Origin of the sequence: Streptomyces corallincola (genome assembly GCF_019104725.1) — a bacterium.
In the GTDB taxonomy this organism is placed as follows: Bacteria; Actinomycetota; Actinomycetes; order Streptomycetales; family Streptomycetaceae; genus Streptomyces; species Streptomyces corallincola.
Map to the genome: position 1 here is coordinate 115,393 of NZ_JAHRXF010000013.1, position 10,888 is coordinate 126,280.

The window sequence follows — 10,888 nt, forward strand, 5'->3', positions numbered from 1 at the left end:
CGGCCGCGCCGCCCCCGCCGTTACGTGACCACGGGAACGTCAGCCGACCGTCCAGGTGTCCCCGCCCGCCAGCAGCCCGGCCAGGTCGCCCTTGCCCTGCTGCTCCACGGCCGTCTCCAACTGGTCGGCCATCGCCGTGTCGTAGACCGGCCGCACCACCGAGCGGAACACCCCGATCGGGGTGTGGTGCAGGGTGTCCGGGTCGGCGAGCCGGGAGAGGGCGAAAGCGGTGGTGGGCGACGCGGTGTGCGCGTCGTGCACCAGGATCTCCGCCTCGTTCTCCGGGGTCACCTCGACGACCTCCAGATCCCCGGTGCGCCGGTCCCGTACGACACCGCGCGCACCGTCCGCGCCGAACCGGATCGGCTGCCCGTGCTCCAGCCGGATCAGCGCGTCCTGGGCCCGCTCCCGGTCCTTGAGGGCGTCGAACGCGCCGTCGTTGAAGATGTTGCAGTTCTGGTAGATCTCCACCAGCGCCGTACCGGGGTGGTCGGCGGCGGCGCGCAGCACCTCCGTGAGGTGCTTGCGGTCGGAGTCGATGGTGCGGGCGACGAACGACGCCTCCGCGCCGATCGCCAGCGACACCGGGTTGAACGGCGCGTCCAGCGAGCCCATCGGCGTCGATTTGGTGATCTTGCCGACCTCGGAGGTCGGACTGTACTGGCCCTTGGTCAGCCCGTAGATCCGGTTGTTGAACAGCAGGATCTTCAGGTTCACATTGCGGCGCAGCGCGTGGATCAGATGGTTGCCGCCGATGGAGAGCGCGTCACCGTCACCGGTGACCACCCACACCGACAGGTCCCGTCTGCTGGTCGCCAGCCCGGTGGCGATCGCGGGCGCCCGGCCGTGGATGGAGTGCATCCCGTACGTGTTCAGGTAGTACGGGAAGCGGGAGGAGCAGCCGATGCCCGAGACGAAGACGATGTTCTCCCGCGCCAGACCCAGCTCCGGCATGAACCCCTGCACGGCGGCGAGGATCGCGTAGTCACCGCAGCCGGGGCACCAGCGCACCTCCTGGTCCGACTTGAAGTCCTTCATCGACTGCTTGGCCTCGGCCTTGGGGACCAGGTGGAGCAGCCCGGTGCCGGCGTCAGTCATCGATGGCCTCCTTCAGCGCGGTGGCGAGCTGTTCCGCCTTGAACGGCATCCCGTTGACCTGGTTGTACGAGTGCGCGTCCACCAGATACTTCGCCCGAATCAGCAGGGCGAGTTGCCCGAGGTTCATCTCCGGGACGACGACCTTGTCGTACCCGGCGAGCACCGCACCCAGGTTCGCCGGGAACGGGTTCAGGTGGCGCAGATGCGCCTGCGCGATCGACACACCGGCCGCGCGCAGCCGCCGTACTGCCGCCGTGATCGGCCCGTAGGTGGAACCCCAGCCGAGCACCAGGGTCCGCGCGCCGTCCGGGTCGTCCACCGCGAGGTCGGGCACCTCGATCCCGTCGATCTTGGCCTGCCGGGTACGCACCATCAGATCGTGGTTCGCCGGGTCGTACGAGATGTTGCCCGTACCGTCCTGCTTCTCGATCCCGCCGATCCGGTGCTCCAGCCCCGGTGTGCCCGGCACCGCCCACGGCCGCGCCAGCGTCAACGGGTCCCGCTTGTACGGCCAGAACACCTCGGTGCCGTCCGCCAGCGTGTGGTTCGGCCCTGACGCGAACCGTGTCCGCAGATCCGGCAACTCCTCCAGATCCGGCACCCGCCACGGTTCGGACCCGTTGGCGAGATACCCGTCCGACAGCAGGAACACCGGCGTCCGGTACGTCAGCGCGATCCGCGCCGCCTCCAGCGCCGCGTCGAAACAGTCGGCCGGGGTGCGCGGCGCCACCACCGGCACCGGCGCCTCGCCGTTGCGCCCGTACATCGCCTGGAGCAGATCGGCCTGCTCGGTCTTGGTCGGCAGCCCCGTCGAGGGCCCGCCGCGCTGGATGTCCACCACCAGCAGCGGCAGCTCCATCGAGACGGCGAGCCCGATCGTCTCGCTCTTGAGCGCCACACCGGGACCGGACGTGGTCGTCACCGCCAGCGAGCCGCCGAAGGCCGCGCCGAGCGCCGCCCCGATCCCCGCGATCTCGTCCTCGGCCTGGAACGTCCGCACCCCGAAGTTCTTGTGCCGGCTCAGCTCGTGCAGGATGTCCGACGCCGGGGTGATCGGGTACGACCCCAGATACAGCGGCAGGTCCGCCTGGCGCGAGGCACTGATCAGGCCGTACGCCAGCGCCAGGTTGCCGGAGATGTTGCGGTACAGCCCCGGCGGGAACGCCGTCGCCGCCGGTGCCACCTCGTAGGAGACCGCGAAGTCCTCCGTGGTCTCCCCGAAGTTCCACCCCGCCCGGAACGCCGCGATGTTCGCCGCCGCGATGTCCGGCTTCTTGGCGAACTTCGCCCGCAGGAACCGCTCGGTGCCCTCCGTCGGCCGGTGGTACATCCACGACAGCAGACCGAGCGCGAACATGTTCTTGCTCCGCTCCGCCTCCTTCCGGGACAGCTCGAACTCCTTGAGCGCCTCCACGGTGAGCGTGGTCAGCGGCACCGGGTGCAGGCTGTAGCCGTCCAGCGAGCCGTCCTCCAGCGGGGACGCCTCGTAGCCGACCTTCTGCAGGGCACGCTTGGTGAACTCGTCGGTGTTCACGATGATCTCGGCGCCGCGCGGCAGATCCGCGATGTTGGCCTTCAACGCCGCCGGATTCATCGCCACCAGGACGTTCGGCGCGTCACCCGGCGTGAGGATGTCGTGGTCGGCGAAGTGGAGCTGGAAACTGGAGACGCCGGGCAGAGTTCCGGCGGGCGCGCGGATCTCGGCGGGGAAGTTCGGAAGCGTGGAGAGATCGTTGCCGAACGACGCGGTCTCCGAGGTGAAACGGTCCCCGGTGAGCTGCATACCGTCGCCCGAGTCCCCCGCGAACCGGATGATCACCCGGTCCAGGCGCCGCACGTCCTTCGCGCCGCCCGGTGTGCGCTGCTCTGCGAGGACGGGTTCGTCGGCCTGCTCCGTCGGGCTGCTGACCTGGCTGGTCACTGAACTGGACCTCCTTCGAGGCGGCTGTTCGGGCGTGGTCTTCCCACGGACCATGCCGGAATCAACCCTACGTCGGTTGGGGCGCCTTCCCGTGGCCATCCACAGGATGGACGGCAATTCGAGACGGCCTGTCGCGCTGACATCCCATGCTTTCCCCCACCACCGGAGCATCGATCAAGACACGCCCCGCGTGTCCCTCCGCTTCCAACAGAAGCGGGGGCGGCTGACACCGGGCTGACGGGTACGGAATGGATCGGAGGTGCCCGTGGGACAGCCGGTCCGGTGGCCCGCCGAGCGGCCGGTCGGGTGACACGGCGCGGGTCGTGCGGCGGGCCACCCGGCCGAGTCTCCCCGGCGCACCCCGCGCCGTCCCGACATCAGGAGTTCAGGTACGTCAGAACGGCCAGAACCCGCCGGTGGTCCCCATCGCTGGGCGACAGCCCCAGCTTCAGGAAGATGTTGCTCACGTGCTTCTCCACCGCCCCGTCGCTCACCACGAGCTGCCGCGCGATGGCCGAGTTCGTCCGCCCCTCCGCCATCAGCCCCAGCACCTCGCGCTCCCTCGGCGTGAGCACCGCCAGCACATCCTGCTTGCGGCTGCGCCCCAGCAACTGGGCCACCACCTCCGGATCCAGCGCCGTACCGCCCGCCGCGACCCGCACCACCGCGTCCACGAACTCCCGCACATCGGCCACCCGGTCCTTGAGCAGATACCCGACGCCCCTGCTGGAACCGGCCAGCAGTTCGGTGGCGTACCGCTCCTCCACATACTGCGACAGGACCAGCACCCCGAGCCCCGGATACTCCCTGCGCAACCGCACGGCGGCCCGGACACCCTCGTCCGTGTGCGTCGGCGGCATCCGCACATCGGCCACCACCACATCGGGCAGCTCGCCCTGCGCGGCCAGGTCGGCGACGGTCTTCACCAACGCCTCCGCGTCCCCGACGCCCGCGACCACATCGTGCCCCCGGTCCGTCAGAAGCCGGGTCAGCCCCTCCCGGAGCAACACCGAGTCCTCGGCGATGACCACCCGCACCCTCACGTTCTCCACGATCTCCCGACCCCCACTGCGCTCCGCCGACGGTGTCTCCTGCGGAGCAAAGCATTCCAGCAATCGGACGAGGCCGGGCGGCCTGTGGATAACGCATGAGAGGGGTCACCGGGGCTGTGGAAAAGTGCGGGAGAGGTGGGGTGTGGGCAGGGGGAGGGCGCGGCGATCCGGGCACTCTTGATCGGTGCGTGCGGTGCGTGCGGTGCGTGCGGTGCGTGCGGTGCGTGCGGTGCGTGCGGTGCGTGCGGTGCGTGCGCGGGTGGGAGTGCTGGCGCTCGGATGGTGTCGGAGGCGGAGGCGGAGGCGGTGTGGGGGCCGGTGCCAATCGGGGTGGCTACGGCGCCGACCCGGGTGTGGATCAGGTGCGCCAGGGCAGTTCGGCTATCACGCGGGTCGGGCCGCCCGCCGGTGAATCGACCACCAGGACGCCGTCCACCGCGTCCAGCCGACCGGCCAGCCCCGCCAGACCCGAACCGTGTGCCGCGTCCGCGCCGCCGACCCCGTCGTCCAGCACCTGGACCAGCAGCCGGTCCTCGGACCGCCACACGTCCACGGTGGCCGAGCGGGCGCCGCTGTATTTGCTGATGTTCTGGAGGAGTTCGGAGACGGTGAAGTAGGCGATGCCCTCGATGGCGGGGGCGGGGCGGGCCGGTAGATCGACCTCGACCCGGACGGGCACGGTGCAGCGGGAGGCGATGGCGGAGAGGGCGGCATCCAGGCCCCGGTCGGTGAGGACGGCCGGGTGGATGCCCCGCGCCAGGGCGCGCAGCTCCTGGAGCGCCGTCTTCACTTCCCCGTGCGCGTCGTCCACCATCCGGGCAGCCGCCTGCGGGTCCTCCCGCACCTTCTCCTTCGCCATTCCGAGATCGATGGCCAGACTGACCAGCCGGGCCTGCGCGCCGTCGTGCAGGTCGCGTTCGATGCGGCGCAGATCGGCAGCGGCGGCGTCCACCACGACCCCCCGGTCCGACTCCAGCTCCACCACCCGCGCCGACAGCCGCGACGGCCCGAGCAGCCCCCTCACCAGTACCCCGTCCACCGCGGTGAGCGCGCGCACGATCCACGGCGTGACCAGCGTGAGCAGCAGCCCCACCAGTGCGGTCACGGCGATCTCGAAGGGGTTGTCGAGATATATGGCGTGGTGGGCGTCGCCGTAGAGCTGGATGCCGTCCTGACCCGCGTACATCGGGAACACCCAGAACCACAGCGGATACGTCAGCAGGGACCAGCCGGTGGCCCAGAAGCTCACCGCGACGGAGAAGGAGAAGACGGCCCAGGGGTACTGGAGCACCGCGTAGAGCAGATGGCGCCAGGAGACACCGCTGCCCAGCATCCCACCGACCCAGCCGAGGAACCCCGGCCGCCGTGAGCGCACCGGCTCCGGGTCCGCCACCGATACCCCCAGCAGCGCGCGGGCCCGCATCCGCTCCAGGACCCCGAAGCCCCGGCACCCGGCGAGGGCCACCGCGAGAACTGGTATCCCCAGGAACGTCACCAGCAGTCCGGCACCGAGCGACACCGTCGTCACCGCCCAGGTGAACAGCACCACCGCGACCGGCAGTCCGGTGAGGACGTACGCCAACTCCCGCCACGTACGCCCCTCGAAGGGAGCCCGCAGAGCGGCTGGGAGCGGGGAGCGGCGCGTTCCTGCGCTCCGATCACCCGGCGCGGGCCAGGCATCCCCGGCCTCGTCGAGCCCGTACCCCTGTCCGTACTCCGTGCTCATGGATATCGCCCCGTTCTCCTCGCCCCGACGGCCTCGAAGCCGTACCCCTTCATCGTGCTGTCCCCAGCCCCGCACCGACATGGAGTCCATCGGTGTCTTCGTGCGGGGGTTTTCCCTACCTCCGAGAGCTGTACGGATCGGGATGCGGTCGCCCCGAGCGGCGGGAACGGCGCGCTTGGAAGCGGGAGTTGGACGATTCTGCTGGTGCTGGTGCTGGTGCTGGTGCTGGTGCTGGTGCTGGTGCTGGTGCTGGTGCTGGTGCTGGCTTGCTGTGCCGCACGTTGCGTCGCGTGTCGCACGCCTGACAGCGTCCGGTGCTCACCGGGCACCGCGCACCGCGTAGAGCACACCGCACAGCGCCCAGGGCGCACCGAGCACCGCCCAGCGCACAGCACGTGCAAGCCCACCTCAGCCGACCCCCGCGCGCAAACCCCCGCTCTGCCCCGGCGGCAGCCCCGTAGCCCCGTAGCCCCGCGGGTTCCTAATCCCGCCCCTCCTCCCGATCCCGCCAGGGCAACTCGGCCGTCACCACCGTCGGCCCGCCCTGGGGGGACTCGACCACGAACAGGCCGTCCACCGCGCCCAGCCGCTCGGAGAGCCCTCGTATGCCGCTTCCGGCGTCCGGGCGCGCGCCGCCTCGCCCGTCGTCGGTGACCTGTATGAGCAGCCGGTTCCGGGACCGCCACACGTCCACGGTGGCCGAGCGGGCGCCGCTGTGTTTGCTGATGTTCTGGAGGAGTTCGGAGACGGTGAAGTAGGCGATGCCCTCGATGGCGGGGGCGGGGCGGGCGGGCAGATCCGCTGTGACTCGTACCGGCACGGTGCAACGCGAGGCCACCGACGACAGGGCCGCGTCGAGCCCCCGGTCGGTGAGCACGGCCGGGTGGATGCCGCGGGCGAGATCGCGCAGCTCCTGGAGCGCGAGTTTCACCTCGCCGTGCGCCTCCTCCACCATCGCCGCCGCGTACTCGGGGTCCTCCAGCAGCTTCTCTTTGGCGAGGCCCAGCCCCATCGCAAGGTTGACCAGCCGGGCCTGCGCACCGTCGTGGAGGTCGCGTTCGATCCGGCGCAGGTCGGCCGCAGCCGTGTCCACCACGACCCCCCGGTCCGACTCCAGCTCCGCGATCCGCCGCTCCAACTCGTCGGAGGGCGACAGCAGCCCGCGCGCCATCGCCCGGTCCACGTTGGTCAACCCCCGTGCGATGAACGGCAGTACCGGCCACAGCACGAACAGCGAGGTCAGCGTCACCGCGAAGGTGAGGATTCCCCAGGGCAGGCGTATGAAGTCGTAGAGCAGTGTCCGCCAGCCCACCGGGTCCTTGAGCGCAGCCCACAGGCGCTGTGCCGGTCCGCCGGTCCGCGTCACCGGCAGCGGAGACGGCTCGTCCACCCGTGTCCCGAGCAGCGCACGGACCCGCGCCCGCTCCAGCTTCCCGAGCTGTCTGGCACCCAGCAGGGACAGCGCGAGCAACGGCAGCCCGATCACCGTCAGCGTCAGGAACCCGCTGGTGAACACCGCCGTCACCACATAGGTGAAGCCGAGCAGTGCCATCGGGAGATTCAGCAGCAGGTGCGCTATCTCCTTCCAGGTGTGCCCTCCGAGTGCGAAACGCGCGGGGGCCAGCGGGCCGGGAACACCATCCGGACCGGGCACCCCGGCACGGACCGAGGTCCCGGCGCGGTCGGCGGACGTGCGGGATGGGCCCGAGACCCCCGATATATCGGTGCCGGATGCCCCAGAGCCATCGGAGTGCCTGGACGGATCGGCGGGCCCCGAGGCATCGGCGTGCCCGGAGAGGTCGGCAGGCTCGGACGGGTCGGCGGCCGGCCCGGAGGGGCCCACGGAGGAGGCGGCTGCGGTCATACCGTTCAGCCTGCCGTGCCACACACCCCCGGCGCCATGAGGTCCGCCGCCCTCTCGTCCTGGGGAAAACCCCACCCACCGCACGATCCCCCTGCCGCACACCGCGACGGGCCGCTTACCGTGTCTTTATCAGGGCCTAGACTCCCGTGGGTACGGCCTCCCGCGATCCCAGCGCCGCGCGGGAACCGGAAACACCACGAGGTCAGGGCAGCGCGGGGAGCGAGGGCGGACGGTGCGGGAGACGGTGGGCAACTCGACGGTAGCCGCCGCGGACGCCGCGGCCGACTACTTCCGGTCCTACTCGGTCGTGGGACTGCTCGCCCTGCTGGGCGTCCTCTTCGTCGCGGTCGCCTTCGGCGCCGGACGCCTGCTGCGGCCCGTCGTACCGACCCCCGAGAAACTCCTCACCTACGAGTGCGGCGTCGATCCCGTCGGCGAGGGCTGGGCCCACACCCAGGTCCGCTACTACGTCTACGCCTTCCTCTACGTCGTCTTCGCCGTCGATTCGATCTTCCTGTTCCCCTGGGCCACCGTCTTCGCCGCCCCCGGCTACGGCGCGGCGACCCTGGTCGAGATGTTCGTCTTCCTCGGCTTCCTCGCCGTGGGCCTGCTGTACGCCTACAAGAAGGGAGTCCTGGCATGGACGTGAACCCGGCCGCCGCCACCGGCTCCGCCCCCAGCCCCGCCCCGCAGCCCGTACTCCTCCCCGAGCCCAAGCGGCTCGGCGCCCTCGCCCGGCTCGCCCCCGAACCGATGAAGGTCGTCCTCAACTGGGGTCGCCGCTACTCCCTCTGGGTCTTCAACTTCGGCCTCGCCTGCTGCGCCATCGAATTCATCGCCGCGTCGATGGCCCGCCACGACTTCATCCGGCTCGGCGTCATCCCCTTCGCACCGGGTCCGCGCCAGGCCGATCTGATGGTCGTATCGGGCACGGTGACCGACAAGATGGCGCCCGCCGTGAAGCGCCTCTACGAGCAGATGCCCGAACCGAAGTACGTCATCTCCTTCGGCGCCTGCTCCAACTGCGGCGGACCGTACTGGGACTCGTACTCCGTCACCAAGGGCGTGGACCAGATCATCCCGGTGGACGTCTACGTCCCCGGCTGCCCGCCCCGCCCCGAGGCGCTGCTCCAGGGCATCCTCAAACTCCAGGAGAAGATCGCCCGCGAGTCCCTCGGTGAGCGCTACGGCACCCCCGCCGACCGCCCGTCCCCGGCCGCCCTCCAGAGCGACCTCGTACGCCCCCCAGCCACGCCCGGTGCGACTGATACGACAGATGCGACTGATGTGACAGGCGTGACCGGTGTGTCCGAGGGGGACGCCCGATGAGCACGGTCGGCTGGCTGCCCGCCCCCGCCGGGGAACTCTTCGGCCCGGACGCCACGGCCGAGGAGTCGTACGACGTCCTGACCGTGGACGTGCCCCCGGCCGTCTGGCTCACCGCCCTGGACACGGCCCGGACCACTCTCGGCTGCACCTACTTCGACTGGCTCAGTGCGGTGGACGAACCCGGCACCGGCTTCCGGATCTGCGCCCACGTCGCCGCCCTCGGACCGGTCCGGCGCCTCCTGCTGCGTACGACCGTCCCGCACGAGAACCCGGCGCTGCCGTCCGCCGTCGGCGTCTACGCGGGCGCCGCCTGGCACGAGCGCGAGACCCACGAGATGTTCGGCGTCTCCTTCACGGACCACCCCAGCCTCACGCACCTCCTCCTTCCCGACAGCTTCGAAGGCCACCCCCTCCGCAAGGACTTCGTCCTCGCCGCCCGCGTGGCCAAGGCGTGGCCCGGCGCGAAGGAGCCCGGCGAGTCCGAGCACGGCGCCCCCAAGCGCCGCCAGATGCTGCCCCCCGGCGTCCCCGACCCCAACGAGTGGGGCCCCCTCAAGGGTCAGCTCCCCGCCGCTCCCGCCCGCCCAGCCCGGGGCACCGCACGTACGACCGCCGACCGCCCGGCCCCCGGCCGGTCGGGGACGCCCACCGGGGCCGCGGGCTCAACTCCCGTTACCGGCGGCCCAGGCACGGAGCCCGAAGCACCCGTCACCGGTGCCACCCGCCCCCGCCGCACACGCACCGCGAGCCAGGGCTCAGCCAGCCAAACCACCGGTACGCAGGGGGAGTCCCCGGACCGGACACCCCCCACCCCGGAGCCCCCGGCCGCGTCCGGCCCACGTCGCTCCCGGACCGCGTCGGGCGGCTCGGCCTCCCAGTGCCCTGCCCCCGAGCAGCAGATCCCGGAGGCCGGTGCCCCCAGCGGCCCTGACGCTCCGGCCGCGTCCGGCCCGCGTCGTTCCCGCAGCGCGTCGGATGGCTCGGCCTCCCAACGCCCTGCCCCCGAGCAGCAGATCCCGGAGGCCGGTGCCTCCAGCGGCCCTGACGCTCCGGCCGCGTCCGGCCCGCGTCGTTCCCGCAGCGCGTCGGATGGCTCGGCTTCCCAGCGCCCTGCCGCTGGCGTCTCACCCTCCGAGCAGCCCCCGCAGGACGACACCTCTAGCGCCCCCGCGGCTCCAGCTCCGTCCGGCCCGCGTCGCTCCCGCAGCGCATCGGGTGGCTCGGCCTCTCAACGCCCCGTCTCTGAGCAGCAGCCCCCGGAGGACGGCACCCCTAGCGCCCCCGCCGCTCCAGCTCCGTCCGGCCCTCGCCGTTCCCGCAGTGCGTCAGGCGGCTCGGCCAGCCAGCGCACCCAGCCCCCGGCAGACCCCAGGCCCTCGGCGACCCCCGCCGCTCCCGCTCGCCCCTCCACCGCCCCGCGCAGCGCGGACGCCCCTTGGCACCACGCCCGCCCGGCCTTCGACGAGCCCACCGAGCCCGAGCAATCCACGAGCCCGGCACCAGACCCGGAGCAGAGGCCCGAACCGACGCCGCAGCCCAGGCCGGAGCCATCGGCGGAGCACCCCGGGCCCAAGCCGCACGCGGAGCCGGAATCCCACGCGGAGCCGCAATCCCAGATGGCCCGGGAGTCCCACCTGGCCCCGCAGCCTCACACGGCCCCGGAGCCCGACGAGGCCCCGCCCGCCCAGACCACCTCCACCCCCCAGCCTCACTCGGACCCGGTCCCGCACCTGGCGGAGTCGGCCCCCGCCCCGCCCCACCACCCGCAGAAGCTGACGCCGACCGCGCCCCCGCCCTCGACGCCGCCCTCGGTCAAGCGCGACGCAGACGAGGCCGACCAGGACGAGGACGACGCAGTCACCCCCGACACTCCCCAGCCCTCCGACACACCCAAGCCC

General features: G+C 71.8%; 8 protein-coding genes. 3 read left to right on the forward strand and 5 right to left on the reverse strand.

What is annotated here, in order from left to right; translation table 11 throughout:
• Positions 1-39: 39 nt before the first annotated feature.
• The 5 genes from KUM39_RS11905 to KUM39_RS11925 form a co-directional block, all read right to left on the reverse strand.
• On the reverse strand, positions 40-1,098 hold the full coding sequence (locus tag KUM39_RS11905; protein ID WP_217785521.1) for a 2-oxoacid:ferredoxin oxidoreductase subunit beta: 1,059 nt from the start codon (positions 1,096-1,098) through the stop codon (positions 40-42).
• The gene (locus KUM39_RS11910) at positions 1,091-3,019 is read right to left on the reverse strand and encodes a 2-oxoacid:acceptor oxidoreductase subunit alpha (RefSeq protein ID WP_217785522.1); all 1,929 of its coding nucleotides are present in this window, start codon (positions 3,017-3,019) and stop codon (positions 1,091-1,093) included. The genes KUM39_RS11905 and KUM39_RS11910 overlap by 8 nt, the downstream gene beginning before the upstream one ends.
• 377 nt (positions 3,020-3,396) lie before the next feature.
• Positions 3,397-4,056 carry a response regulator transcription factor gene (locus tag KUM39_RS11915; RefSeq protein WP_217785533.1) on the reverse strand — a complete coding sequence of 220 codons (660 nt, stop codon included), beginning with the start codon at positions 4,054-4,056 and terminating at the stop codon, positions 3,397-3,399.
• A gap of 373 nt (positions 4,057-4,429) precedes the next feature.
• On the reverse strand, positions 4,430-5,797 hold the full coding sequence (locus KUM39_RS11920) for a sensor histidine kinase (RefSeq protein WP_217785523.1): 1,368 nt from the start codon (positions 5,795-5,797) through the stop codon (positions 4,430-4,432).
• A 481-nt stretch (positions 5,798-6,278) separates the two neighbouring features.
• Positions 6,279-7,451, reverse strand: coding sequence for a sensor histidine kinase (locus KUM39_RS11925; protein WP_217785524.1), 1,173 nt, complete (start codon positions 7,449-7,451; stop codon positions 6,279-6,281).
• A 442-nt stretch (positions 7,452-7,893) separates the two neighbouring features.
• Between KUM39_RS11925 and KUM39_RS11930 the strand changes: the two genes are divergently transcribed.
• The 3 genes from KUM39_RS11930 to KUM39_RS11940 all read left to right on the forward strand — a co-directional run.
• Positions 7,894-8,310 carry an NADH-quinone oxidoreductase subunit A gene (locus KUM39_RS11930; protein WP_217785525.1) on the forward strand — a complete coding sequence of 139 codons (417 nt, stop codon included), beginning with the start codon at positions 7,894-7,896 and terminating at the stop codon, positions 8,308-8,310.
• Entirely contained in the window at positions 8,301-8,990 is a 690-nt protein-coding gene (locus KUM39_RS11935) for an NADH-quinone oxidoreductase subunit B (protein ID WP_217785526.1), read from the forward strand. Before KUM39_RS11930 ends, KUM39_RS11935 begins: the two co-directional genes overlap by 10 nt.
• Positions 8,987-10,888 (forward strand): NADH-quinone oxidoreductase subunit C (locus KUM39_RS11940; RefSeq protein WP_246619968.1); only part of this gene is annotated, 1,902 nt, incomplete at its 3' end. The genes KUM39_RS11935 and KUM39_RS11940, both read left to right, overlap by 4 nt.

Bases quoted from the DNA above. Each gene is read 5' to 3' on its own strand.
- KUM39_RS11920 (WP_217785523.1), bottom strand. From the start codon at position 5,797: ATGAGCACGGAGTACGGACAGGGGTACGGGCTCGACGAGGCCGGGGAT.
- KUM39_RS11935 (WP_217785526.1), top strand. From the start codon at position 8,301: ATGGACGTGAACCCGGCCGCCGCCACCGGCTCCGCCCCCAGCCCCGCC.
- KUM39_RS11905 (WP_217785521.1), bottom strand. From the start codon at position 1,098: ATGACTGACGCCGGCACCGGGCTGCTCCACCTGGTCCCCAAGGCCGAG.